The 25918-nt window shown below is 70.1% G+C and carries 23 protein-coding genes; 14 read left to right on the top strand and 9 right to left on the bottom strand.

Annotated features, from left to right (window positions below; all coding sequences use genetic code 11):
• Positions 1-66: 66 nt before the first annotated feature.
• Complete coding sequence (locus NRF20_RS23495; RefSeq protein WP_398628333.1) at positions 67-1377, bottom strand: nitrate/nitrite transporter; 1311 nt, start codon at positions 1375-1377, stop codon at positions 67-69.
• Positions 1374-2081 carry a GntR family transcriptional regulator gene (locus NRF20_RS23490; protein WP_398628334.1) on the bottom strand — a complete coding sequence of 236 codons (708 nt, stop codon included), beginning with the start codon at positions 2079-2081 and terminating at the stop codon, positions 1374-1376. Before NRF20_RS23490 ends, NRF20_RS23495 begins: the two co-directional genes overlap by 4 nt.
• Positions 2082-2288: 207 nt before the next feature.
• Here NRF20_RS23490 and NRF20_RS23485 point away from each other — a divergent pair, with 207 nt between their 5' ends.
• From NRF20_RS23485 to NRF20_RS23465, 5 genes are all read left to right on the top strand, one after another.
• Positions 2289-3188 carry a D-alanyl-D-alanine carboxypeptidase family protein gene (locus tag NRF20_RS23485; RefSeq protein WP_398628335.1) on the top strand — a complete coding sequence of 300 codons (900 nt, stop codon included), beginning with the start codon at positions 2289-2291 and terminating at the stop codon, positions 3186-3188.
• Between the two features lie 183 nt (positions 3189-3371).
• A complete protein-coding gene (locus NRF20_RS23480) occupies positions 3372-3713 on the top strand; it encodes a PadR family transcriptional regulator (RefSeq protein WP_398628336.1) in 342 nt (113 codons plus the stop codon).
• Positions 3710-4669, top strand: coding sequence for a hypothetical protein (locus NRF20_RS23475; protein ID WP_398628337.1), 960 nt, complete (start codon positions 3710-3712; stop codon positions 4667-4669). The genes NRF20_RS23480 and NRF20_RS23475 overlap by 4 nt, the downstream gene beginning before the upstream one ends.
• Positions 4670-4765: 96 nt before the next feature.
• Positions 4766-5674, top strand: coding sequence for a phosphatase PAP2 family protein (locus tag NRF20_RS23470; protein WP_413753224.1), 909 nt, complete (start codon positions 4766-4768; stop codon positions 5672-5674).
• Positions 5599-6057 carry an ATP-binding protein gene (locus NRF20_RS23465; protein WP_413753223.1) on the top strand — a complete coding sequence of 153 codons (459 nt, stop codon included), beginning with the start codon at positions 5599-5601 and terminating at the stop codon, positions 6055-6057. The genes NRF20_RS23470 and NRF20_RS23465 overlap by 76 nt, the downstream gene beginning before the upstream one ends.
• Here the strand turns inward: NRF20_RS23465 and NRF20_RS23460 are convergent.
• Genes NRF20_RS23460 through pdhA form a run of 3 tightly spaced genes read right to left on the bottom strand, consistent with a single transcriptional unit; the run spans position 6044 to position 9631 of the window.
• Positions 6044-7456, bottom strand: coding sequence for a dihydrolipoamide acetyltransferase family protein (locus NRF20_RS23460; RefSeq protein WP_398628340.1), 1413 nt, complete (start codon positions 7454-7456; stop codon positions 6044-6046). The genes NRF20_RS23465 and NRF20_RS23460 overlap by 14 nt on opposite strands.
• 10 nt (positions 7457-7466) lie before the next feature.
• On the bottom strand, positions 7467-8447 hold the full coding sequence (locus NRF20_RS23455; protein WP_398628341.1) for an alpha-ketoacid dehydrogenase subunit beta: 981 nt from the start codon (positions 8445-8447) through the stop codon (positions 7467-7469).
• A 2-nt stretch (positions 8448-8449) separates the two neighbouring features.
• The gene (gene pdhA / locus NRF20_RS23450) at positions 8450-9631 is read right to left on the bottom strand and encodes a pyruvate dehydrogenase (acetyl-transferring) E1 component subunit alpha (protein ID WP_398628342.1); all 1182 of its coding nucleotides are present in this window, start codon (positions 9629-9631) and stop codon (positions 8450-8452) included.
• 340 nt (positions 9632-9971) lie between these two features.
• On the opposite strand from pdhA, the gene NRF20_RS23445 reads away from it, so the two are divergent.
• The 3 genes from NRF20_RS23445 to NRF20_RS23435 all read left to right on the top strand — a co-directional run bounded on the left by NRF20_RS23445 (position 9972) and on the right by NRF20_RS23435 (position 12346).
• Complete coding sequence (locus NRF20_RS23445; RefSeq protein WP_401996894.1) at positions 9972-10631, top strand: response regulator; 660 nt, start codon at positions 9972-9974, stop codon at positions 10629-10631.
• A gap of 167 nt (positions 10632-10798) precedes the next feature.
• The gene (locus NRF20_RS23440; protein ID WP_398628343.1) at positions 10799-11227 is read left to right on the top strand and encodes a pyridoxamine 5'-phosphate oxidase family protein; all 429 of its coding nucleotides are present in this window, start codon (positions 10799-10801) and stop codon (positions 11225-11227) included.
• A 126-nt stretch (positions 11228-11353) separates the two neighbouring features.
• A complete protein-coding gene (locus NRF20_RS23435; protein WP_413754595.1) occupies positions 11354-12346 on the top strand; it encodes a phosphotransferase in 993 nt (330 codons plus the stop codon).
• 25 nt (positions 12347-12371) lie between these two features.
• On the opposite strand, the gene NRF20_RS23430 is transcribed toward NRF20_RS23435, so the two are convergent.
• On the bottom strand, positions 12372-14009 hold the full coding sequence (locus NRF20_RS23430; RefSeq protein WP_413753222.1) for a protein kinase domain-containing protein: 1638 nt from the start codon (positions 14007-14009) through the stop codon (positions 12372-12374).
• A gap of 295 nt (positions 14010-14304) precedes the next feature.
• On the opposite strand from NRF20_RS23430, the gene NRF20_RS23425 reads away from it, so the two are divergent.
• The 6 genes from NRF20_RS23425 (at position 14305) to NRF20_RS23400 (ending at position 21960) form a co-directional block, all read left to right on the top strand.
• The gene (locus NRF20_RS23425; protein WP_398628345.1) at positions 14305-15957 is read left to right on the top strand and encodes a protein kinase domain-containing protein; all 1653 of its coding nucleotides are present in this window, start codon (positions 14305-14307) and stop codon (positions 15955-15957) included.
• 400 nt (positions 15958-16357) lie between these two features.
• Entirely contained in the window at positions 16358-16813 is a 456-nt protein-coding gene (locus NRF20_RS23420) for a hypothetical protein (protein ID WP_413753221.1), read from the top strand.
• Between the two features lie 84 nt (positions 16814-16897).
• Positions 16898-17512 (top strand): PadR family transcriptional regulator, encoded by a 615-nt coding sequence (locus tag NRF20_RS23415; protein ID WP_398628347.1) that lies wholly within the window; start codon positions 16898-16900, stop codon positions 17510-17512.
• A gap of 157 nt (positions 17513-17669) precedes the next feature.
• Positions 17670-18449 carry an ABC transporter ATP-binding protein gene (locus NRF20_RS23410; protein WP_266359899.1) on the top strand — a complete coding sequence of 260 codons (780 nt, stop codon included), beginning with the start codon at positions 17670-17672 and terminating at the stop codon, positions 18447-18449.
• Entirely contained in the window at positions 18446-21292 is a 2847-nt protein-coding gene (locus NRF20_RS23405; RefSeq protein WP_398628349.1) for an FtsX-like permease family protein, read from the top strand. The genes NRF20_RS23410 and NRF20_RS23405 overlap by 4 nt, the downstream gene beginning before the upstream one ends.
• 119 nt (positions 21293-21411) lie before the next feature.
• Positions 21412-21960: a bacterial proteasome activator family protein gene (locus NRF20_RS23400; RefSeq protein ID WP_093894996.1), complete on the top strand. Its 549-nt coding sequence runs from the start codon at positions 21412-21414 to the stop codon at positions 21958-21960.
• Positions 21961-22076: 116 nt separating this feature from the next.
• On the opposite strand, the gene NRF20_RS23395 is transcribed toward NRF20_RS23400, so the two are convergent.
• The 3 genes from NRF20_RS23395 to NRF20_RS23385 form a co-directional block, all read right to left on the bottom strand.
• Positions 22077-23063, bottom strand: coding sequence for an NAD(P)H-quinone oxidoreductase (locus NRF20_RS23395; RefSeq protein WP_413753220.1), 987 nt, complete (start codon positions 23061-23063; stop codon positions 22077-22079).
• A gap of 188 nt (positions 23064-23251) precedes the next feature.
• Positions 23252-24388, bottom strand: coding sequence for a potassium channel family protein (locus tag NRF20_RS23390; RefSeq protein WP_413753219.1), 1137 nt, complete (start codon positions 24386-24388; stop codon positions 23252-23254).
• Positions 24346-25911: a molybdopterin molybdotransferase MoeA gene (locus NRF20_RS23385; protein WP_413754594.1), complete on the bottom strand. Its 1566-nt coding sequence runs from the start codon at positions 25909-25911 to the stop codon at positions 24346-24348. Before NRF20_RS23385 ends, NRF20_RS23390 begins: the two co-directional genes overlap by 43 nt.
• Positions 25912-25918: the final 7 nt, after the last annotated feature.

Raw genomic sequence — 25918 nt, 5'->3', positions numbered from 1 at the left:
GGCGCCGCCCCACCGTGGTCGGCGGCGCCCGTCGTGCGAGGACGGGCGCGCCGCCGATCAGGCGCGTTACACGGGTACGTGCACGGCTTCCACGCGGCTGATCACATGGTGGTCCCGCTCGCGGTGCGTGGCCCGGGAGTGCAGCCGCAGAATCTGTACGACGCCGAGCGCCTCCAGCACGAAGACCGAGGCGAACGCGATCCGGTAGTTGTCGCCGGTCGCGTCCAGCAGCACGCCGACGGTGAACAGCGTGGTCATCGAAGCGATGAAACCGCCCATGTTCACGATGCCCGAGGCGGTGCCCTGACGCTCCGGCGGGTTGGCGGGCCGTGCGAAGTCGAAGCCGATCATCGAGGCGGGACCGCACGCGCCGAGCACCACGCACAGGACGATCAGCAGCCACATCGGCGCACGGTCGCCCGGGTAGAAGATGGTCGACGCCCAGAGCAGAGCCGTCACGGTGACCGTCCCGAGGGCCAGCGGGGCGCGGGCCTCGTGGTGGCGGGCGATGATCTGCCCGTAGACCAGCCCGAACGCCATGTTGGAGAGCACCACCAGGGTGAGCAGCTCACCGGCGGTGGACCGGCTCAGTCCCTGTGCCTCGACCAGGAACGGCAGCCCCCACAGCAGCAGGAACACCATGGCCGGGAACTGCGTGGTGAAGTGCACCCACATACCGAGCCGGGTGCCGGGCTCCCGCCAGGAGGCGGCGATCTGCTTGCGTACGTAGGCGGCGCCCGCGTGCTCGGCGGGCGGCGGCTCGTGGCCCTCGGGGTGGTCCTTCAGGAACAGCAGCAGAAGTACGAGGACGAGAACCCCGGCGGCGGAGCTGCCCACGAAGGTGGTGGTCCAGCCGAATCCGTGCAGGGCCCGCGCGATGAAGAGCGTCGAGACGAGATTGCCCGCCATCCCGAAGAGCGCGGCGACCTGCCCGATCAGCGGACCGCGCCGGGCCGGGAACCAGCGGGCACCGAGCCGCAGCACGCTGATGAAGGTCATCGCGTCGCCGCAGCCGAGCAGCGCCCTGGACGCCAGCGCCATGCCGTACGAGGGGGAGAGCGCGAAGCCGAGCTGCCCCAGGGTGAACAGAACGGCCCCGAGGGTGAGGACCTTCTTGGTGCCGAGCCGGTCGACCATCAGGCCGACGGGTATCTGCATGCCCGCGTAGACGAGCAGCTGAAGGATGGAGAACGTGGAGAGCGCGGAGGCGTTGACGTGGAACCGGTCGGCGGCGTCCAGGCCGGCAACACCCAGGCTGGTGCGGAAGATGATGGCGACGAAGTAGACGGCGACGCCGATGCCCCAGACCCACGCGGCACGCCGGCCGCCGGGTGGATCTCCGGGCAGGGACAGGGTGGGAGCGGCGGCAGAGCTCACCGGTCCTCACCCCTGACCAGCACCTTGACCCGGCTGACATGACGCCGCACGACCTGTGCGGCACCGTCCGCGTCACCGGACCTGATCGCTTCCAGCAGCTCACCGTGCTCGGTGATGTTGGCGGCGATCCTGCCCGGGTGCGCCTCCATCACGGCGACGCCCATCCGCAACTGCCGGTCGCGCAGCTGGTCGTAGAGGCGCGAGAGAATGTCGTTGCCCGCGTTGCGCACGATCTCGGCGTGGAAGCAGCGGTCCTTCACGGAGACGGCGGCCAGGTCCCCGGCCTCGGCCAACTGCCGCTGCTCCTGAAGAAGTTCCTCGAGCCGTCCGATCAACTGCGCCGAGGCGGGAACGGCCTTGCGGGCCGCGAACTCCTCGACGAGCAGCCGGGTCTCCACCACATCCGCGATCTCCTGCGCGGAGACGGCGAGAACGAGAGCACCCTTCTTCGGATACAGCTTGATCAGCCCCTCGACCTCCAGCCGTAGCAGCGCTTCACGCACGGGCGTACGGGAGACACCGACGGCCGTCGCGAGATCGCCTTCGGTGAGGAGTGTGCCGCCTTCGTAGCGGCGGTCCAGGACCGCCTCCTTGATATGGGCGTAGACGCGCTCGGCGGCGGGGGGCTGCTTGGCGGAAGATTTCACGGTCGACTGCGCGGCGGACTTCACAGGGGGCTTCACGGCTGGGGGTGCGGCAGACATGTACACAGCATAGATACAACATGCGTACATGATGGAACCCGTCCGGGATCCGGACAGGTTCGGGATGGGCGCCACCCCATGGCCCGAACCGCCCTTACTTCCGAAATTGCCTCAGGAATCAGCACATCCTTCCCCTGCCCCCATGAGTCTCACCACCGAGCGGCACCCTCATGTGGCCGCATTCCAGGGGCATTTGGAGCGTTCAAGTTGAAAATCGGCATTAAGGGCATAAACCGCGTTTCCGCCACTGCCACCGTGGCCCTTACCGCGGGTGCCGTCATCGCGGGCAGCGTGTTCGCCTCCACGGCGCAGGCCGCGACGCCGCCCACTCCCACGATCACCGCCAAGGGCGGTTACGTGATGAACAACGGCACCGCGAAGACCCTGTACGCCAAGGCCGCGGACACCCGTCGCTCCACCGGATCCACCACCAAGATCATGACCGCCAAGGTCGTCCTGTCGCAGAAGAACCTCAACCTGGATTCCAAGGTCACGATCCAGAAGGCGTACAGCGACTACATCGTCTCCAAGGGCGCCTCGTCGGCCCGCCTGATCGTGGGCGACAAGGTCACGGTCCGCCAGCTGCTGTACGGCCTGATGCTGCCGTCCGGCTGCGACGCCGCGTACGCACTGGCCGACAAGTTCGGCTCCGGCACCACCCGCGCGGCCCGCGTGAAGTCGTTCATCGGCAAGATGAACGCCCAGGCCAAGTCCCTCGGTCTGAAGAACACCCACTTCGACTCGTTCGACGGCATAGGGAACGGCTCGAACTACTCGACGCCGCGCGACCTGACGAAGATCGCCAGCAGCGCGATGAAGAGCTCCACGTTCCGCACGGTCGTGAAGACCAAGTCGACCAAGCAGAAGGTCACCACGAAGTCCGGTGGCTACCGCTACATGTCGTGGTCCAACACCAACGCGATGCTCAGCAGCTACAGCGGCGCCATCGGCGTGAAGACCGGTTCCGGCCCGACGGCCAAGTACTGCCTGGTCTTCGCCGCGACCCGTAACGGCAAGACGGTCATCGGCACGGTGCTCGCCTCCACGAGCGCGACCACCCGTTCCGCGGACATGAAGAAGATCATGGACTACTCCTTCAAGAAGTAGTCCTGCCGGCCACGGCAGCGAGGGGCCCGACGCACATCACCGAGTGCGCCGGGCCCTTTCCTGTGCGCCGTGCAGCTGGGCCCATCAGGCAACGAGGGTGACGCTCACCGCAGGCATGGAGGCGCCGCCGGTGACCACCCAAGGCCGGCAAGTATATTTCGTAGCTCGATATATGCTCGGCGCATGACACGACGGAACCCGTCCTTGACGGAGCCGCAGTACTTCATCCTCGCTGCGCTCATGGATGGGCCGTTGCACGGCTACGGCATCATCAAGGCTGCCGAGCAGGCCACCGATGGGCGGCTGCGGATCGCTGTCGGCACTCTCTACGGCGCGCTGGAGCGGATGGAGCGGGCCGGGCTGATCGCCGCCGGCGACGAGGAGATCGTGGACGGGCGGGCGCGGCGCTACTACCGGCTCACGGAGGACGGCACCGAGGCGCTCGGCCGGGAGGCGCTGCGGATGCGGCAGGCGGCGGCTGTCGTCCTCGGGCGCCCGCGAGATGCCAGGGTGGCCCCGGCATGAACCGTCTGCTGCTTGCGGCCTACCCCGAGCCCTACCGCTCCCGGCACGGAAAGGAGTTGCTGGCCTGCCTGTCCGAGGCGTATCCCGGCCGTTCCTGGCCCCCGCCGCGGGAAGTCGTCGCCGTGGCGCGTGCCGGGGTGCAGGCCCGCGCCCGTGCCGTCGTCGACGACACGGCCCGGCCGTGGTGGCTGGACGGCATCCATCTGACCGCTCTCGCCCTCGCCGCGCTGGCGCTGGTGCCGTACCTGCAGGATGTGTGGCACTGGGCACTGCACAACGATCCCGGTCGGCATGCCATCGCCTTCCACTCCTCCGGCTGGTACCCGTGGGCGCAAGGACCCGGCACGCGGACACGGCTCCTGCCCTACGGGCTGCTTCCGCTGGTCTGCTTGATCGCCCTGCTGCGTGGCAAGCCGTGGATCGCCCTGCCGGCCTCAGCAGCGATGATCTACGCCGGTGCCACGTTCAACAGCAATACGCTCTTCGGCGACGAGGGCAAGGTGGGCCTGGGCTACTACGGGCTGGGCGCCCCGATAACGGCCCATGACCTGGTGCTGTCCGGGGCACTGTGCACCGCATGCGCCGTGTTGGCGGCCTGCCGTCCCGCCCGGCTGCGGCGCCACTCGTACCGCTGGCTGGTCCCCGTCGTGCTCGCCATGTTCGTGGCCGGGTCCCTGCACATCATCTCCATCAGTCCGGCCTTCCAACGCGGCCTGTTCGCCCTCGAAGTCGCTGCCCTGATCGCCGCGTGGGCGGCGACGGCCGCCACCGGTGACTACCGGTGGCTGATCCCCGTCGTGACGTTCGCGTTCATCCGCACACAGGCGATCGTCATCCAGCCGAACGGGTTCATGCAGTCCCTGCCGGACCTGGTCGTCCTCCTCCTCCTCATCGCTCCCCTCCCGGTCCTGGTGATCGCCGCCCAGCGCCGGCAGAGCCGGGCGCTCTTCGAGTAGGAGCAGATCCCCGGCGGGCCGACCGGACCTGCCGGCCCACCTCGCGCCCAAACCGGCGCGTGAGCGCACTGCTCCCGCACGAAGACAGAGAGAACGATGACTCAGCAAGATCCCTCGACCCTGCCCACGCACCCGGACCCCGGCCAGGACCCGGGCACCACGACCGAACCCAGCCCCGCGCGGGCGGTACGGCTACGAGTCCCGGCTCCGCTGTGCCTCGTGGGGTTGTTCCTGGTGGTCTACCTGATCGCTGTCTGCACCCCGTTCGGGCAACGGGCGGAGAACGCCCTGTTCAGCGAAAACGGCGCCAACCCGGCATGGATCTACGACTGGTCGGGGGCGGCTTACCAGTCGTCGGCCCTACCGCCCCTGGAGCACACCGCCATGCCCACCCTGCTCGTGGGCATCGCGGTTGTCGCGGCCGTCACTCTGGTGCGGAGGTGCTGGTGGCAAGGCTGCGCGGCGACCGGGATCGTCGTGGTCACGCTCGGGAGCAAGGAACTCGCCAGGATGATCCTGCCCCGCCCCGACCTGGTGGATGCGCACGCCTCGCTCATCGAGACGAGCTTCCCCAGCGGACACGTGGCCATCCCCGCCGGGCTGGCCCTCGGCGCCACCTTGGTCGCTTCCCCCCGCATCCGCCCCTACGTCACCGCGGCCGGCATGCTGTGGCTCGCCGTCACCGCCGGCGCCGTCCAGGCCACCTACCATCACCGGCCCAGCGACGTACTGGGCTCCACACTACTGGCCTGCGCCTGCTACAGCCTCGCAACCAGGTTGCTGCCAACGGCCGACGCACCGGGCGCCACGCGGCACCCTCGTGCGCTGCCGGCGGTCGCCCTGGCACTGTCAGCGGTCGGCGCGCTCCTCGCCGGCGCGCGGGACGACTCCGTCACACAATCGCTGGTCTTCGCGGCAGCGGCCTTCCTGTGCGCGGTCCTGTTCTGGTTCACCACAGCGCGGGGGCCCGCACACACCGCACACGGCACACGCCCGCATCGCTGATCCGCTCTGCGAGCTCCGCACCGGGTTCGCGGCCGACGCACGCGGCCTTGCTGGTCAGCGAGTTGGCGACCAACGCGCTGCTGCACGGCGCCGTCCAGTGCCGCCTCTTCCGCGTCCACCTCACGCTCACCGCGACCACGCTCCGTATCGAGGTGAGCGATGCACGCGGCGAGCGGCTGCCCGGCCTGCGCGAGGCCGGGGACGACGAGTGCTACGGGCGGGGCCTCGTGATCGTTGCGCGGCTCGCGGACCACTGGGGCGTCGAGCCCCGCACCGTCGGCAAGACCGTCTTCGCCGAACTCGCCCTACGGCAAAGGCCGGACATGCCGATGGGCCCGCGCGAACTTCGCGCGGGCCCATCTCGCACACCTACGCCCAGGTGATCAGCCGCTTCGGCTGCTCCAGGATCGCGGCGACGTCCGCCAGGACCTTGGAGCCGAGCTCGCCGTCGACCAAGCGGTGGTCGAACGACAGGGCCAGCGTGGTGACCTGACGGGGCTTCACCTTGCCCTTGTGGACCCACGGCTGGAGCTTGATCGCACCGACCGCGAGGATCGCGGACTCGCCCGGGTTCAGGATCGGCGTGCCCGTGTCGACACCGAAGACACCGACATTGGTGATGGTCACCGTGCCGCCCGCCATCGCGGCGGGGGAGGTCCGGCCCTCGCGGGCAGTGGAGACCAGCTCGCCCAGGGAAGCCGCCAGCTGCGGGAGCGTCTGCTCGTGCGCGTCCTTGATGTTCGGCACGATCAGACCGCGCGGGGTCGCGGCGGCGATGCCCAGGTTCACGTAGTGCTTCTGGACGATCTCCTGGTTGGCCTCGTCCCAGGCGGCGTTGACCTCCGGGTTCCGCTTGATCGCGACCAGGAGGGCCTTGGCGATGATCAGGAGCGGGTTGACCCGCACCCCCGCCATGTCCTTGTCCTCCTTGAGCTCCGCCACCAGCTTCATCGTGCGCGTCACGTCGACGGTGACGAACTCGGTGACATGCGGAGCCGTGAAGGCGCTGCCGACCATCGCCTGGGCGATGGCCTTCCGTACGCCCTTGACCGGGATACGGGTCTCCCGCGCGCCCACGACGGCCTCGGCCGGCGCCTCGGGAGCGGGTGCGGCCGCCACCGGAGCGGCGGCGACGGGCGCCGGAGCCTGTGCGGGTACGGGCGCGGCAGCCGCGTGCACGTCCTCGCGGGTGATGATCCCGCCCTCGCCGGTCGGGACGACCGTCGCCAGATCGATGCCCAGGTCCTTGGCCAGCTTGCGGACCGGCGGCTTGGCCAGCGGACGGCTCTCCGGGACCACGGCGCCGTGGCCGTTCATCTCGCCCTGGATCGCCGCCGCGGCAGCGGGCACCGCCGTCGTGGCGCCCTTGCGGGCACGCCGCTTGGTCGAGCTCTCGGCCACGCCGTACCCGACCAGGACCGGCTGACGGCCCTTGGGAGCCTCCGGCTCCGACAGTTCCGGTTCCGCGACCGGCGCGGCGACCGGCGCCGGGGCCGCGTCACCGCTGCCGGGCGCCACGTCCACCGCGATGATCACCTGGCCGACGTCGACGGTCGTGCCCTCGGGAAAGCGCAGCTCGTGTACCACCCCGTCGAACGGAATCGGGAGCTCCACGGCCGCCTTGGCCGTCTCGACCTCGCACACGACCTGGCCGTCGGTGACGGTGTCGCCGGGCTGTACGTACCACTTGAGGATCTCGGCCTCGGTCAGTCCCTCGCCCACGTCGGGCATCTTGAACTCTCGGAAGCGAGCAGCGTTGGAAGTGTCGTTCATCGTTGTCACGCCCCAGTCCTCAGTACGCCAGCGAGCGGTCGACGGCGTCGAGCACACGGTCGAGACCCGGCAGGTACTCGTCCTCCAGCCGCGCCGGCGGGTACGGGGCGTGATAGCCGCCGACCCTCAGCACCGGTGCTTCCAGGTGGTAGAAGCAGCGCTCGGTGATCCGGGCGGCGATCTCGGCCCCGGAGCCGTAGAACACCGGCGCCTCGTGGACCACGACCAGCCGGCCGGTCTTCTCGACCGAGGTCTGGATGGTGTCGAAGTCGATCGGGGACATCGAGCGCAGGTCCAGGACCTCGATCGACTTGCCCTCCTCCTGGGCGGCCGCGGCCGCTTCCAGGCAGACCTTCACCATCGGGCCGTACGCGACGAGCGTGAGGTCGGAGCCCGTACGCGCCACCGAGGCGCGGTGCAGCGGGCCGGGGATGGAGTCGGTCTCGACCTCACCCTTGTCCCAGTAGCGGCGCTTCGGCTCGAAGAAGATGATCGGGTCGTCGCTCTGGACGGCCTGCTGCATCATCCAGTAGGCGTCGCTCGCGTTCGAGGGCGAGACCACCTTCAGGCCCGCGACGTGCGCGAACAGCGCCTCGGGCGACTCGCTGTGGTGCTCGACCGCGCCGATGCCGCCGCCGTACGGGATCCGGATGACGACCGGCAGCTTGATCTTGCCGAGCGCGCGGGCGTGCATCTTGGCGAGCTGCGTGACGATCTGGTCGTACGCGGGGAAGACGAAGCCGTCGAACTGGATCTCCACGACGGGCCGGTAGCCGCGCAGGGCCAGGCCGATCGCCGTGCCGACGATGCCGGACTCGGCGAGCGGGGTGTCGATCACCCGGTCCTCGCCGAAGTCCTTCTGGAGCCCGTCGGTGATCCGGAAGACCCCGCCCAGCTTGCCGACGTCCTCACCCATGATGAGGACCTTGGGGTCGGTTTCGAGAGCCTTGCGCAGCGACTCGTTGAGAGCCTTCGCAATGGACATCTTTTCCATGGCCATGGCTACTTGCTCTCCTCGGCGGTGTCTGCGAACGATGCCTGGTAGGCGGCGAACTGGGCGCGCTCCTCGTCGACGAGCGGGTTCCCGTCCGCGTAGACGTTGTCGAAGATCGCGATCGGGTCGGGGTCGGGCATCGCCCGTACCGCCTCGCGGACCCGCTTGCCGAGGGCCTCGCTCTCCTCGTCCAGCGCGGTGAAGAACGCCTCGTCGGCGGCGCCCTCCTTCTCCAGGTACGCGCGCAGCCGCAGGATCGGGTCCTTGGCCTCCCAGGAGGCCCGCTCCTCGTCCGCCCGGTACTTCGTCGGGTCGTCGGAGGTGGTGTGCGCGCCCATCCGGTAGGTGAACGCCTCGACGAGGGTGGGCCCCTCGCCCCGGCGGGCCCGCTCCAGCGCCGATTTGGTGACGGCCAGACAGGCGAGTACGTCGTTGCCGTCGACCCGGACGCCGGGGAAGCCGAAGCCCTGCGCGCGCTGGTAGAGCGGGACGCGGGTCTGCTTCTCGGTAGGCTCGGAGATCGCCCACTGGTTGTTCTGGCAGAAGAAGACGACCGGGGCGTTGTAGACCGCGGAGAAGGTGAAGGACTCGGCGACGTCTCCCTGACTGGAGGCACCGTCGCCGAAGTACGCGATCACGGCCGAGTCCGCGCCGTCCTTGGCGACGCCCATGGCGTAGCCGGTGGCGTGCAGGGTCTGCGAGCCGATGACGATCGTGTACAGGTGGAAGTTGTTGGTGTTCGGGTCCCAGCCACCGTGGTTCACACCGCGGAACATCCCGAGCAGATTGGTCGGGTCGACGCCCCGGCACCAGGCGACACCGTGCTCGCGGTACGTCGGGAAGACGTAGTCGTCGTCGCGCAGGGCCCGGCCGGAGCCGATCTGGGCGGCCTCCTGGCCGAGCAGCGAGGCCCACAGGCCCAGCTCGCCCTGACGCTGCAGGGCGGTCGCCTCGGCGTCGAAGCGGCGGGTCAGGACCATGTCCCGGTACAGACCGCGCAGCTCTTCGGCGGTCAGGTCGATCTGGTAGTCCGGATGCTCCACCCGCTCGCCCTCGGGCGTCAGCAGCTGTACGAGCTCGGGCTCGGAACTCTGTGGCGTCTTGGCGGGCGTCTTAGCGGGCGTTTTCACGGCGCTGGTCCGCTTGCTGCTGCGTCGCGGTTTGCGCGCGGCAGTGCTCTCCACGGTCACGTGCGTGCTCCTCCGTCGGTCCGGCCCCCGGGGTCTGCCGGGAAGCCAGTGCGGCTCGCCTGTGTCCGTACCCGTGCACGGGGTGGGTGCCGCTCGGTCCGGGAACAGGCGTGACAGGTGCCCCGGCGAGCGCCCTGCCAAAAGCACGTTACCCAGTACGCCGCATAACTGCGAAACCCTATCTGACCTGCGATTTTGCTTGGATTTCCAAGTAAATCGAAAAAGTCGGGAACTCTCGCTGGTCACAGCACTGGGAACAGCCTTGCAGGCCGCCGGAACAACGGCACGTTATCCCGCCGTTCGGCGGCAGGGAAGAGGCGAGTATGTGAGACTGCGTTTTGTGCGCGAACAAGGAAAAATCACCGTTTTTCTGCTGGACGACCACGAAGTCGTCCGGCGCGGAGTCCATGAATTGCTCTCGGTCGAGGACGACATCGAGGTCGTCGGCGAGGCCGGCACGGCGGCGGACGCACTGGTCCGTATCCCCGCGACCCGGCCCGATGTGGCGGTGCTCGATGTGCGGCTGCCGGACGGGAGCGGGGTGGAGGTCTGCCGGGAGATCCGTTCTCAGGACGAGAACATCAAATGCCTGATGCTGACCTCGTACGCCGATGACGAGGCGCTCTTCGACGCGATCATGGCGGGCGCGTCGGGATACGTACTGAAGGCGATCCGCGGCAACGAACTGCTGAACGCGGTACGGGACGTGGCGGCCGGGAAGTCGCTGCTCGACCCGGTGGCGACCGCCCGGGTGCTGGAGCGGCTGCGCGACGGCAAGAAGGGCCGGGGCGATGACAAGCTCGCCGGTCTCACCGATCAGGAGCGCAAGATCCTCGATCTGATCGGGGAGGGGCTGACGAACCGGGTGATCGGCGAGCGGCTGCACCTCGCCGAGAAGACGATCAAGAATTATGTCTCCAGCCTGCTCTCCAAGCTGGGCATGGAACGGCGCTCGCAGGCCGCCGCGTACGTGGCCAGGCTGCAGGCGGAGAAGGGCTGAGCACTGCGTGGTGACAGGGCCGTGAAGGGCTGAGCGCCGCGTGGCGACAGGGCCGGGACGTGCACGGAGCGGCCGCGGCCCTCGGTGATCTTTCGGGACTTTGGTCCCGGACCACCTGGGGCCGCGGCCTCTTTTTCCGGCCTCCCCGGTGGCGGAGAGTGAAGAGCATGCCCTCTGAGGAACTCCACGCGATCGAACTGCTCGGCCGCGTCCGGTACGGCCGGCTGGCGACGAGCATGCGGGCCCTCCCGATACTGGCGGTGGCCCGCCACATCGTGGTCGACGGCCGCGTCGTCCTGCGGATGCACAGCGGCCTCGGCTACCACGAGGCCTGCGACGGCACGGTCGTGGCGTACGGAGCGGACAACTTCAACGCCGCGCCCCCGGGGGACGACGGCGAGCTGTGGTCCGTGCAGTTCACCGGCCCCGCCGAGATCGTGCACCCGACCGCCGAACAGCGGGAGCGCTTCGGCGCCGCCCCCGTCCAGGTGAACGGGGAGCCGTTCGTCCCGGCCTACCTGGGGGTCGCCCCGCACTTCGTCTCTGCGCACACTCTGGGCTTCCACGCAAGTCAACTGATCCGCAACGCAGCGTGATCTAACATCTGGCGAGTGCCGCGCTCATCTGTAACCCTTCCGTCTGCTCCGCCGGCCGACGAGGTGCTGTGCTCGTCCGTGCCCCGTTCGGCCGTGCCCCGTCCGCCCGTTCCTCCGGTGGACGAGGTGCTGCGCCACTACCCGGATGCCGGCGAGCCGCTCACCTGCAAGCCCGTCACCCAGGGCCTGCTCAACCACGGCTACCGCGTCTCCACCACCCGCGGCTCCTACTTCCTCAAGCATCACCTCGACGACTCCACCGGCGACCGCGCCACGATCGTCCGCCAGCACCGCGCCACCCAGCGGCTGCAGTCACTCGGCGTGCCCGTCGCGCCGCCCGTGGAGGACACCGAGGGCGACACGGTCACGGAGATCGGCGGCCGGTGCTACGCCCTGCACCCCTGGGTCGACGGACGGCACCGGGCCGGCGCCCAGCTCACCGCCGCCCAGTCGCAGCGGCTCGGAGCGCTGCTCGGGGCCGTGCACACCGGGCTCGAACAGGTCATGGAGGCGGGCACGGGGCTCGCGGGGCGGTCCGGCGGCTACCGGAGCCCCGACCCCGCCGACACCTTCGCGCTGATCGACGACCTGCTGGCGGCCGTGCGCGGGCGCCGCCCCCGGGACTCCTTCGACGAGCTGGCCGAGCACCGCCTCCTGGAGCGGCGCACCCTGCTGGAACAGCACGCCGACCGCAGGCCGCCCACCCCCGACATCCCGGCCACCGGCTGGGTGCACGGCGACTTCCACCCGCTGAACGTCCTCTACCGGGGCACGGACCCGGTCGCGATCCTCGACTGGGACCGGCTGGGGGTCCAGCCGCGCGCGGAGGAGGCGGTACGGGCCGCGGTGATCTTCTTCGTACAGCCGGCCGGGAAGCTTGAGCTGGAGAAGGTACGGGCGTACGCGGGGGCCTACCGGCGGGCGGCCGGGGCGGGGGCGGCGGAACTGGCCGCGGCGGTGCACCGGGTGTGGTGGGAGCGGCTCAACGACTTCTGGATACTGCGCTGGCGGTACTGCCTGCACGACCGAAGGGCCGACCCGCAGTTCCCTGCGGTGTCGGCCCTGGCGGTCTGGTGGACGCGTGAGTACGAGGCGGTGTGCGAGGCGTTCACGGGGTGAGGACGCCCCGTGAACGCCGTCCGGGCTAAGGGGTGCCGCCCGCCCCCGCCGTGGTGCCCGCCGCCGCGGACGTTCCGGTGGTGGCCCCGGCGGCATCGCCGCCCGTGCCGCCCTCGGTCGTCCCCGTACTGCCTGTGCTCGTGCCGGTACCGCCGTCGCTCGTGCCGGTGCTGCCGTCGCTCGTGCCGGTGCTGCCGCCCTCGCTCGTACCGGTCCCGCCGTCGCTCGTACCCGTACCGCCGTCGGTGCTGCCGCCCGTGGCCGGTGTGGACGGATCGGTCGACGGAGGCTCGGACGACTCGCTCGGGGTGACCGGCGGGGAGTAGGAGTTCTTCGGCGGCGTGTCCTGCTGGTTGCCGGTGGAGTTCTCCGGCTGCCGGCTCTCCTCGCTCTGCTCGTCGCTCGGCGAGGACGGACTCTTCGAGGGCTCCGGCGAGCTGGAGGTCGAGACCGGCGGCTTCTTGCGCTGGTTGCCGGTGTCGTTCGCCGCGTTGACGGCGAAGGCGACACCGGCCCCGATCGCGATCAGGGCGAGCACGACGAACAGCCACAGCTTGCCGCGGCCGCCTCCGCCCTGGTGTCCGCCCTCGTAGCCACCGTCGTCGGGGTTCATCGGAGGCAGGATCGGGCCCTGCGAGGTGTCCCCGTGCTGCGGGTGGTTCATCGCCATCGTGCCCCCGGCGATGCCCATGGCCGGGGTGTGTCCGCCTTCGTGCATCGCAACCGGGCCGGTGTTCCACGTACCCGTGTGGCCGCCCTGCACCTGAAGCATCTGCAGGCCGTACTGGACGAGGCCGCGCATCTCCTCGGCGCTCTGGAACCGGTCGTCCGGGTCCTTCGCGAGCGAGCGCATGACCAGCCCGTCCAGCTCCGCCGGCACCGCGTCCAGGACCTCGGACGGCGGGACCGGAATGTCCTGTACATGCTGATACACCACGGAGAGCGGTGTCTCACCCGTGAACGGGGGCCGCAGCGCCAGGAGTTCGTACAGCAGGCAGCCGGTGGCGTAGAGGTCGGAGCGGTGGTCGACGGCCTTGCCCAGCGCCTGCTCGGGGGAGAGGTACTGCGGCGTGCCCATGACCATGCCGGTCTGCGTCATCGTCGACTGCGCGCCGTGCAGCGCACGGGCGATGCCGAAGTCCATCACCTTGACCGCACCCGAGTTCGTGATGATCACGTTGGCGGGCTTGATGTCACGGTGCACGATGCCGTGCTGGTGCGAGTACGCGAGGGCTTCCAGCACCCCCGAGACGATGATCAGCGCCTGCTCGGGCGGCGGGGCCTCGGCATTGAGCAGCAGATCGCGGATGGTGTGGCCCTCGACGAGCTCCATCACGATGTAGGGGACGGTCTGGCCGCCCACGACGTCCTCGCCGGAGTCGTACACGGCGACGATCGCATGGTGGTTGAGGCCGGCGACCGACTGTGCCTCGCGCGTGAACCGGGCCTTGGAGACCGGGTCCTCGGCGAGATCGGAACGCAGGAGTTTGACCGCGACCGTACGTCCCAGCCTGACGTCCTCGGCCGCGAAGACCTCCGCCATGCCGCCCCGGCCGAGCCGGTGGGTCATCCGGTAACGTCCGTCACCGACGACGCCGCCGATGCCCCAGGAGTCGGTGCCATCCGAAACTCCGCCGCCGTTTGCTTCGGAATCGGGTGCCATCAGTCCTCGCCGTCGTATCTGTCCGCGCGTCCGCGGGTTCTCACGGTGTCTAGCTGCATTGCCACGTCACGCTACAGCCTCCGACGGACACACCGTTTCCGAGAGGGCCGGGTCATCCAACCGGCCGGCGTGCCGCGCGCGAAAATTCCATGCGGTTCCTGTAACGCTTCCGAGACTCTTCTTGTGCGTAGGGTCACGGAACGGGCACCTGGCTTGACGTGTCGTACCCCTCGGGCAGACTTGGCGCGTAATAAGGGATCATCGCGTCAGTCGCGCGCCGAGGGGGAAGCAAGTCATGAGCCAGGACGGCGCACACGGCGCTCAGGGGCGCTATGCGGGCGGTTCGGTCGCCGGCGGCCGGTACCAGCTTCGCGACCTGCTCGGCGAGGGCGGGATGGCGTCCGTATATCTGGCGTACGACTCCGCACTGGACCGCCAGGTCGCGATCAAGACGCTGCACACGGAGCTGGGCCGCGAGCAGTCCTTCCGTGAGCGGTTCCGGCGCGAGGCGCAGGCCGTTGCCAAACTGCAGCACACCAACATCGTCTCGGTCTTCGACACCGGCGAGGACGAGCTCGGCGGCGCGCTGATGCCGTACATCGTCATGGAGTACGTGGAGGGGCAGCCGCTCGGCTCCGTGCTCCAGGCGGACATCCGGAATTACGGTGCGATGCCGGCCGACAGGGCGCTCAAGGTGACGGCCGACGTACTGGCCGCACTGGACACCAGCCACGAGATGGGCCTGGTCCACCGCGACATCAAGCCCGGCAACGTGATGGTGACCAAGCGCGGTGTCGTGAAGGTCATGGACTTCGGCATCGCCCGCGCCATGCAGTCGGGCGTCACATCGATGACGCAGACCGGCATGGTCGTCGGCACCCCGCAGTACCTCTCCCCCGAGCAGGCCCTGGGCCGCGGGGTGGACGCGCGCTCCGACCTGTACTCGGTCGGCATCATGCTGTTCCAGCTGCTGACCGGACGCATCCCGTTCGACGCGGACTCGCCGCTCGCCATCGCGTACGCGCACGTCCAGGAGGAGCCTGTCGCGCCCTCCACCATCAACCGGTCGATCACCCCGGCGATGGACGCACTCGTCGCCCGCGCACTGAAGAAGAACCCGAACGAGCGCTTCCCGAGCGCCGCGGCGATGCAGGACGAGATCGCGCGCGTGCTGAACGCGAGCGGGCAGACGGGCGCCCCGGTGATCGTCGCGGGCGGCGGCGCGCCGTCGAACAGCGGATCGGGCGTCGGCTCGGCGGTCTTCCCGCCGGTCGACCAGTCCACCCCGGCGCCGCAGAACGTCCAGACGCCGTACCAGCCGGGCCCGTACCAGTCCGGTGCCCAGTCGGGGCCGTACGGTCCGCCGACCCCGGCGCCCGCTCCGGCTCCGTCGTACGGCTATCCGCAGTCGGCTCCGGCGTACCGGAGTCAGGCGCCGATGTCCCCGATGCAGCAGCAGACCCCGCCGCCCTACACGATCGCGCCGCAGACGCACTCCGGCTCCGGCACGGGCGGCTCCAAGCGGAACATGCCGGTGATCGTGGGCTCGATCGTGGTCGCGCTGATCGCGATCGGCGGGCTGATCACGGTGTTCTCGCTGAAGGGCGACCCGGGTCCGGGCGACAACGACTCCGCGAGTGAATCGTCGGCCGCGAGCGAGCACAAGGATCCGGAGCGGAACCGGACGATGAAGACCGAGGACTGCACGGACGCGATGGAGGACAGCGACGACCCGAACAAGGTCGACGCACCGAACTTCATGTACAAGGACATCCTCTCCGCGAAAGCGTGCGCGGACGCGGCGGGCTGGACCATCAAGCAGATCAAGGTGCCGGGGAACGCCTACGCCGAGGACCAGGTCGTCGACCAGTTCCCCACCTCCGGGACCGCTGTGCCCAAGACGGGCGCCCACTTCGAGCTGCGCATCGCGACGGGCGACCCGGCCTGAGCGGGCGCGTACGCGGGTACACGGAGGTGACGGCCCGGTACATGTGAGGGGGGCTTTCCGAGCCGCACACATGTGACGGCACCTCCAGGGACCATCACATGTCCGAGATGCCGGACATACCGTCACATGTGACGCTGCCCTCATGGCTCCAGGACTTCTCCCTTCACGGTCCACGAGGTGTGTGGTCTGTCTCATATTCTCGGCGGGCGCGGCGCTGGGGGGCGCAACTGGCGTGGCACACGCGGACCGGCGCACCCCCGATGGGACGCCGGGGGCGGACAGCACCGCGGTGACGCCACCCACGACCGCGCCGGCCGGACCTTCCGCCCCGCCTCCCGCCACCCCCGGTGTCGAACCGTCAGGCAAGGGTTCGGTCACTCCTTCGGCCGTACCCTCGGCCATGCCGACAACCACTCCCTCGGGGAGCGTCTCGGCCGCCCCCGCACCTCCGGCACCCCCTCCGCCCTCCTCCCCGGCCTCCGGCTCCCCCTCGGCCTCGCTCCCTCCGCCGCGCGCGAACGCGGGGTCGCTGCTTCCCGAAGCGCAGCCCCCGCTCGCCGGGCGTGAGGCCGGGGAGGGGCGGCCGCGGCCCGGGCGGCAGCTCCCGCCGTGGGAGCTCACCCCCGCGGACAGTTCGTTCGACGAGCCCGACGCGCGGCCCGCGGCGACCGACCCGGCGCCGGTGAACGCCGTGACACCGGCGGCGAGCACGCCCCCCGAGGCCGGCCGGCTCGCTCCGCAGGCCGGCGACGGGCCGTCCGTGGAGCGGGTGCAGCGGGTGTCGCTGGGCGCGGGAATCGCACTGATAGGACTGGGGCTGGGCTTCCTGGCATTCCGTTTGCGCCGCCCGAACTGAGACGATCCACAGGCCTCCCACCAGCTCCCACACACTCCGGCTGAGGGCTTGCATCGAGCAGCATACTCGGTATACATACTCAGTATGTCGATCCGCCACGGGCTGCTGGCCCTGCTGGAGCGGGGGCCCCGATACGGCTCCCAGCTCCGTACCGAATTCGAGTCGCGCACCGGCTCCACCTGGCCGCTCAACGTCGGCCAGGTGTACACGACGCTGAGCCGGCTGGAGCGCGACGGCCTGGTCGCCCAGGACGGCGAGGACGACCAGGGGCACGCCCTCTACGCGATCACCGACGACGGCCGCACCGAGCTGCGGAGCTGGTTCGAGACGCCCGTCGACCGCAGCAACCCGCCCCGCGACGAGCTGGCCATCAAGCTCGCCATGGCGGTCGGCGCGCCCGGTGTCGACATCCGGGCCGTCATCCAGTCCCAGCGCCACCACACCGTGAAGGCAATGCAGGACTACACCCGCCTCAAGGCACAGGCCCTCGCCGATGTCCCGGCCAACCGCGACGAGGTCGCCTGGCTGCTCGTACTCGAGCAGCTGATCTTCCAGGCGGAGGCCGAGGCCCGCTGGCTGGATCACTGCGAGTCCCGGCTGGTCCGCCTCGCCGAGGCCGCCGCCACGGAGCCGGAGCCCGAGGTACGTACGGCCAACCGTGCCCCGGCGCGTACCGCCCGCCCACGCAGCCGGCGCTGACCACCGGCCACCCGGAAACCGGCGCTGCCCTCAGGCCATTCACGTGCGCACCGGGCGCCGACGACGGACTGCCACGTACGCACCCGGCACCGGCCACGAACCGCTTCCGTGGCCGGCGCCGGCCACACAGACCCGTTCCAAGGGGGAACCACCCACCATGTCCTCGCGCGCCCCGTCCCGATCCGCGTCCTCGTCCGGCTCGCCGCTGCCGGTCGATACGCCGGTGCTCGAACTCCGAGCACTCACCCGCACCCACGGCACCGGCATCGCCGAGGTGCAGGCCCTGCGCGGCATCGACCTCTCCGTGCACGCCGGTGAACTCGTCGCCGTGATGGGTCCTTCCGGCTCCGGCAAGTCGACCCTGCTGACCATCGCGGGCGGTCTCGACACCGCGTCCAGCGGCCAGGTCATCATCGAGGGCCAGGACATCTCCGGCCTCGGCCGCAAGGGCGTCGCCGCCCTGCGCCGCCGCAGCGTCGGCTATGTCTTCCAGGACTACAACCTGATCCCGGCGCTCACCGCCGCCGAGAACATCGCCCTGCCGCGGGAGCTCGACGGGGTCTCCGTGCGCAAGGCCCGCAAGGAGGCGCGGGCGGCGCTGGAGGAGATGAAGCTCCTGGAGATCGCCGACCGGTTCCCGGACGAGATGTCCGGCGGTCAGCAGCAGCGCGTCGCGATCGCCCGCGCGCTGGTGGGGGACCGGCGCCTCGTGCTCGCCGACGAACCGACCGGGGCACTCGACTCCGAGACCGGCGAGGCCGTGCTCGCGCTGCTGCGCAATCGCTGTGACCAAGGTGCGGCCGGCGTCATGGTGACGCACGAGCCGCGGTACGCCGCCTGGGCGGACCGGGTCGTGTTCCTCCGGGACGGTTCGATCGTCGACCAGACGCTCACCGCCGACGCCGACTCGCTGCTGGCCGCCGAGGGCGCCAAGTGAGCGTCTTCACGGGCTGGCGCGCCTCCCTCCGTATAGCCAGGCGCGACGCGATGCGCGCCAAGGGCCGCAGCGCACTGGTGGTCGCGATGATCGCGATACCGGTGCTCGGCGTCACGGCCCTCGATGTGACGTACCGCAGCATCACACCGACCACCGCCGAGCAGCTGACGGGCGAGATGGGCTCCGCCGACGCCCTCTTCAGCGACCAGCAGATCGGCCCCATCGAGCAGATGCCCGACGGGGACATGTACAACCAGGCCGACGAGAGCGCGCCGTGGGACGACACCGGCCCCTCGATCGACGTCAGGACCACATTCCCCAAGGGCTCACGGGCGATCAGCATCCAGTCCGTCCCGGCGAGCATCACCACCGGGTACGGCATCGCCGACACCGACATCTACGAGTTCCGCACGTCGGACAAGCTGGCCCGCGGCAAGATCGACCTGGTGCGCGGTGCCTACCCGCACGGTAAGGGCGAGGTGGCCGCCACCGAGCCGTTCCTGAAGTCGACCGGGCTGCAGGTCGGTTCGACCACCACCGTGCGCAACTCCGGTCAGAAGTACAGGATCACCGGTGTGGTCGAGCTGCCGGACGACCTGAAGGCCAAGGCGCTGTACGCCGACCCGGGAGCGGTCATCGCCCCGTGGAAGGCCAGGGCCGCCCACGACAAGAAGGTGCTGCCGCCGAACACCGGCTCCAAGGACTGGCTGGTCAAGGGCCCCGAAGGGGCGGGCGTGACCTGGCCGCACGTCATGGAGGCAAATAAGTCGGGCGTTCTCGTCAAGTCCCGTCAGGTCGTCCTCGACCCGCCGCCGGACTCCGAGGTCCCGCTGGCCAAGAAGTACCCCGACACGTACTCGTACAGTTCCGGGGAGCTGAGTGCGGCCCTCGTCACCGTGATCGCCATGGCGGTCCTGGAGATCGTGCTGCTCGCCGGACCGGCCTTCGCGGTCGGTGCGCGCCGCTCCCGCCGCCAGCTCGGCCTTCTCGGCACCTGCGGCGGGGATCGGCGCCATGTCCGGGCCGTGGTGCTCGGCGGCGGTCTCGTGCTCGGCGGCGTCGGAGCCGTGGCCGGTGTGGCGGCCGGACTCGGGCTCACCGCGGCGTTCCGCCCCGTGATCGAGGAGTGGTCCGGACAGCGTTTCGGTTCCCTCTCCCTGAAGCCGACGGAGCTGCTGGTCATCGCCGTGATCGGCCTGGTCACCGGTCTCCTGGCGGCGTTCGCCCCCGCGATCGTGGCGAGCCGGCAGTCCGTACTGGAGTCGCTCACCGGCCGCCGCGGCGTCCGCCGCTCCTCCCGGGTGCTGCCCGTCGTGGGCGCCTGCGTACTGGCCATCGGTTGCGCCGCCGCCGTCTATGGCGGCACCAGCGGGGACAAGACGCTGGTCGCCGGCGGATCGGTCGTCGCCGAGCTCGGGCTGCTCGCCTGCATCCCGGTGATCGTCGGCTTCCTCGGACGGCTCGGCCGCAGGCTGCCGCTCTCGCCGCGGATGGCACTGCGCGACGCGGCCCGCAACCGCGGCCGTACCGCTCCCGCGGTCGCCGCGGTGATGGCGGCCGTCGCGGGTTCGGTGGCCATCGCCACGTACATGGCCAGCGACCTGGCCGGGGCCGAGGCCGACTACACCCCCATACTCACGAAGGGGACCGTCGTCATCACGTCCTCCGACGCCAAGGCGGTCGAGCGGCTCCCGCTGGCCCGGGCCGCCGTCGAGCAGAACATGGCCGTCACCGGCGGGCACGCCGACTACGGACGGGCCTGGGCAGGCAGCGACTGCATCGTCTACTCCTCGGAGGAGAACGGCTGCGGCACCCTGGAGATGATCAAGCCCACCGGCAAGGGCCGCAGCTGCCCGCTCAAGGGCAAGGGCGCCAAGGAACTCGCCGCGCGGCTCTCCTCCGACGAGCACAAGAAGCTGATGCACTCCCCCGCCTGCCTGGACGAGTACATGAACTTCACCTCCTTCGGTACCGATGAGAACAAAATCATCGTGGCGGACGCGGCCATGCTCACCACATACGTGAAGCTCGACGACCCGGCAGCCGCCAAGGCCCTGGCCGCGGGCACACCTGTACTGCTCAACCCGGCGTACGCGAAGAACGGTGAGGTCACCCTCAAGGCCTTCCACAAGTACAACGACCGCGACAAGAAGAACCGGAAGCTCCACCCGGGCAAGGCACGGACCACCACGGACCGGCTGAAGGTGTACGTGGCCCCCACGAAGTACGCGACCACCCCAGGGATCCGCATGATCCTTCCGCAGCGGACCGCGGAGCGGCTCGGCCTGCACACCGAGCCGTCCGGCAGCGTGTACGCCGTCTCCCACCCGCCGACGGAAGCCGAGGACCAGCGGGTCTCCGGCGCGATCGAGCAGGCCGGCGGCGGCCTCTGGGTCAAGTCCGATCACGGCCCCAGCTCGCGCGACGACACCATCCTGCTGATCCTGACCCTGTTCGCCGGAGTGGTGACCCTGGGCGCGGCGGCGATCACGACCGGTCTCGCCAAGGCCGACGCGGAGGCCGACCTCAACACGCTCAGCGCGGTGGGCGCGCCCCCGCGGGTGCGGCGTTCACTGTCCGGCTTCCAGTGCGTGGTGGTGGCCCTCACGGGTGTGGTGCTGGGCACACTGGCGGGTCTGGTGCCTGCGGTGGCGCTGCGGCTCGTCGACCTCCGCGACGCGTTGCAGCAGATGCGACATGAGCCCATGCAGTCGGCGTACACGCCGATCGTGCTGCCCTGGACGACCATCGGTCTGCTCGTCGTGTGCATTCCGCTGCTGGCCGGGGTGCTCGCGGCGGCGTTCACGCGGTCGCGCCTGGCGCTGGCACGGCGGGCCGGATGATGACACGGGCGGTGCTGTCAGTGGCCTGACCGGCTGATTCGGTGCCCTCGAAAACGGTGGATCTACCGTTTGCGGGGGCACCACCGTGTTGGACGGCAGGTGTGCGAGACAATGGCGCCATGGAGATGCCGAGGAATGAACGGTCGCAGGAGCACCCCCAAGTCCTCGTGGTGGGGCAGGACGGCATGGCGATCGGCGGCGGTGGCACTGACGACGAATCGCGTGAGGTCCCAGTGACGGAGATGGTCGAACAGCCCGCGAAGGTCATGCGCATCGGCAGCATGATCAAGCAGCTCCTGGAGGAGGTCAGGGCGGCTCCTCTCGACGAGGCGAGCCGGGTCAGGCTCAAGGAGATCCACGCAAGCTCCGTGAAGGAGCTGGAGGACGGCCTCGCGCCGGAGTTGGTGGAGGAGCTGGAGCGGCTCTCCCTGCCCTTCACCGATGAGTCGGTGCCCTCCGAGGCGGAACTCCGGATTGCACAGGCCCAGTTGGTGGGCTGGCTGGAGGGCCTCTTCCACGGCATCCAGACGGCGCTGTTCGCCCAGCAGATGGCGGCGCGGGCCCAGCTGGAGCAGATGCGCCGCGCCCTTCCGCCGGGGAGCGGGCACGAGGACGAGGACGGCAGCGGGGACCACCACGGGGCCATCCGGTCGGGCCCGTATCTCTAGTCCGTACATCGCAATTGGTTCGTACACCTCGATCACGCAGCAACACCGAGGCCCGGCGCACATGGTCGACGACCTGCGTGCCGGGCCCGTTGCGTGTGCTCGGTGCGGGGCGCGCGTCAGCCCGCGGGGGTCTGCAGAAGCACCTTTCCGATGTGTGCGCTGGACTCCAGCACCCGGTGAGCCTCGGCGGCATCGGGCATCGGCAGCGTGCGGTCCACGATCGGTCGGGCGACACCGCCGGCGATCAGCGGCCAGACGTGCTCGCGTACGGCAGCGACGATGGCGGCCTTCTCGTCGAGCGGACGGCCACGCAGCGAGGTAGCGGTGATGGCGGCCCGCTTGTTCAGGAGAGCGCCCAGATTCAGCTCGCCCTTGACGCCGCCCTGGAGGCCGATGATGGCAAGCCGGCCGTTGACGGCGAGTGCCTTCACGTTCCGGTCCAGATACTTCGCACCGACGATGTCGAGGATGACGTCCGCACCGGCCCCGTCCGTCGCCTTGAGCAGCTCCTCGACGAAGTCCTGCTTCCGGTAGTCGATCAGGATGTCGGCCCCGAGCTCCGCACAGCGCGCGAGCTTCTCCGGTCCGCCCGCGGTCACCGCGACGGTTGCGCCCACGGCCTTGGCGAGCTGGATCGCCATCGTGCCGATGCCGCTGGACCCGCCGTGCACCAACAGCGTCTCGCCGGGGCGCAGATGGGCCACCATGAACACGTTCGACCAGACCGTGGCCGTCACCTCGGGCAGCGCCGCGGCCAGAATCAGGTCGACTCCGTCCGGTACGGGCAGCAGTTGCCCGGCGGGTACGGCGACCTTCTCCGCGTAACCGCCGCCTGCGAGCAGCGCACAGACCTCGTCGCCGACCGACCAGCCGGTGACACCGGGCCCGATGGCCGAGATACGGCCCGCGCACTCCAGGCCCGGGTACGGGGAGGCGCCGGGCGGCGGGCTGTAGAACCCCTGCCGCTGCAGCACATCGGCGCGATTGACCGCGCTGGACACGACATCGACGAGAACCTCGCCCTCGCCGGCTACCGGATCTGGTACCTCGGCCCATACGAGCGCTTCGGGGCCACCGGGTTCGGGGATCGTGATCGCATACATGGCGGCGAGGCTACTCCGTGGCGCGGGCCTCCCGGCGCCACGGCGCCGGGAGGCCGGGCGACACCATGTGGGCTGGCTGGCGACACCTTGGGAAGGGGGCCGGACGACACCGTGGCCGGCGGGCCGGGGCGGCGGAAGCGAACCGTGCCGACGCGATGCCTGGGCTACGGGCGCGGCGCGATGTCCGGCTACGTGCGCGGTGTGCCCGTAGCCGGGTTGCTCAACGGTGGTTCGCTCGAGGCGCGCACAATGGTGATCAAACGGTCCGTCAACTGCAGCGGACTGGCAGCCGGATCGTCGTATCCGATCAACCGATGCCCCCGCAACACGCTGACCACGAGATCGTCGGTCTCCCGGACGCTCCTGCCCACCTCGGCCTTTATCACCGGCCGTTCGACGAGATCGAGACCGCTGCCCTGCTGGATCAGGTCCTCCATCACCGTGCCCGCGCTGGGGCTGAGGACGGAGAGGCCGAGCAGCCGGCCCGCCGCGCTGGCGCTGGTGATCACAGCATCGGCGCCGGACTGCCGGAGCAGCGGGGCGTTCTCCTCCTCGCGCACCGCGGCCACGATCTTCGCGCCGCGGTTGAGCTGCCGCGCCGTCAACGCCACCAGCACCGCCGTGTCGTCGCGCTGGGTGGCGATGATGATCTGACGCGCCTTCTGGAGCTCGGCCCGCAGCAGCACCTCGCTGCGCGTCGCGTCGCCGACCACGCCCACGAACCCTTCGGCGTTGGCGATCTCGATCACCTTGGTCACCGGGTCGACGATGACGATCTGTTCCTTCTTCAGGCCGGTGGCCCGCAGGGTCTGGATGGCCGAACGGCCCTTCGTACCGAAGCCGACGACAACGGTGTGGTCACGCAAGTTGGTTCTCCAACGCTTCAGCCGAAAGTCCTCCCGGGTCCGTTCCGTAAGGACCTCGAGAGTGGTGCCGACCAGGATGATCAGGAAGAGCACCCGCAGGGGTGTCACGAGCAGCACATTGGTGAGCCGGGCACTGTCCCCGTACGGGGTGATGTCGCCATAACCGGTGGTGGAGAGGGTGACCGTCGCGTAGTACACCGCGTCCAGCAGGTCGACGTTGCCATCGGCGGCGTCGTGATATCCACCGCGATCGAGCCAGACGATCAGCACGGTGACGGCAAGCACTATCAACGCCATCATCAGCCGTTTGACGACCTGCCGCGCCGGTCCTTGGACAACCCTTCGCGGAAGCTGCACCCGCGTGGATGCGACCTGCTCGTCGGCACGCCTGGCCATCGCATCGTGGCCGGGAAGTTTCACGTGAAACACCCTTCCGTCCACGGCGTCGCCGAGGCCCACGGCAAGTCGAGGATCTCCACCTCGGTGCCGGACCGTACCCCGCCCGGTGGTACGACGGCCAGCCCGTCCGCCGCGGCAATTCCTCGAAGCATCGCCGGACCGTTGTAGTGCAGCGGTACGACGTGCTCGGCGCCGCTGCCGGTTCCCGCGTCGCCGAGATAGCCGGCGCTGTCGCCGGTACTGCCTGCGCGGTGGACGACGGGCACCAGACGGGTGTCGTGCGGGTGCCCGTGCACCTCGTCGCATACGACGACCCGGTACGGCGTCTCCGGCGCAAGGCCGGCCAGCCCGCGGAGCAGCGGTTCGGCGAGCGTGAGGAGCCCGGAGACGGCGGCCAGGGGATTGCCGGGCAGTCCGACGAGATACGGGCTCACGTCTGAACCCTCCGCCTTGAGCCTGGCCAGCAGCATCGGGTGACCGGGGCGGACCGCAACGCCGTCGACCAGCAACTCGGCCCCGATCTCGGCAAGGACCGGGTGGACGTGGTCGACAGGGCCCGAGGCGGTACCGCCGGTGGTGATGACCAGATCGGCGTCCGAGGTGGTGAGGGCGCGCCGGAGGGCCGCCGCGTCGTCACCGAGGCGCTGCGGGGCGGAGACCTCGGCGCCCAGCGCTCGCACCCAGGGGCCGATCATCGGGCCGAGCGCGTCGCGGATCAGCCCGTCGTGCGGCAGACCGCTGGTCAGCAGTTCGTCACCGAGGACGAGGACATCGACGCGAGGGCGGGGGACAGTGACGAGCTCGTCGTACCCGGCAGCGGCGGCCAGACCGAGGACAGCGGGCGTCACCAGGGCCCCGGCGGGCAGAAGCTGATCGCCGGAACGGCATTCCTGACCACGGGGCCTGATGTCCTGTCCGGGGAGCACCCGCTGCTTCGCGTGGAGCAGCCCTTTGGCCTCGTCCACGTGAGCGTGTTCGCTGCGGATCACAGCGTTGGCATCCGCCGGGATGCGGGCGCCGGTGGCGATCCGTACGGCATCGCCGTCGGGGAGCGTGGCGGGGGCGCTGTGCCCGGCAAGGATGCCCAGATCCTGGCCTGCGCGCGGACCCACACCCGTGTCCCCGGAACCCTTCTCCTTTCCTGCTCCTTCGACCTCACGGATGGTCCACGGACCCGGTCCCGTGACGACCCAGCCGTCCATGGCGGAGGTGTCGAAGGACGGCAGGTCGGTGAGCGCGACGAGCGGCTCGGCGAGTACGTGTCCGAGCGCCTGGTCGAGGGGGAGTCGCCGGACGCGGGCGGGAGCGTTCCGGCCCGACCGTGCGGCGAGGGCCCGCACCTCACGCCAGGGTGCAGCCCGCCTGTGCCGGTCACGCCCGTGAGGCCGGTCGGTACTCCGGTTCGGCGGCGGCGGGGGCGGGGACTGGGATGCGGACGCAGACCTTTCCGCGGAGTGGGGCTGGTCCGCGGACCGAGGTCGACGTGCGGGGTGGGGCTCACCTGACGACTGGCGCCCGACCAGAGCGAGGGCCTGTTCAACGGCCCGGTCCTCCTCCGCAGCCAGCAGCTCCTGCGGAGTCAGGCCTCGA

The organism is Streptomyces sp. R-74717 (assembly GCF_047305335.1).
Taxonomy (GTDB): Bacteria; Actinomycetota; Actinomycetes; order Streptomycetales; family Streptomycetaceae; genus Streptomyces; species Streptomyces atratus.
This window is presented reverse-complemented; position numbering and strand designations above follow the sequence as displayed.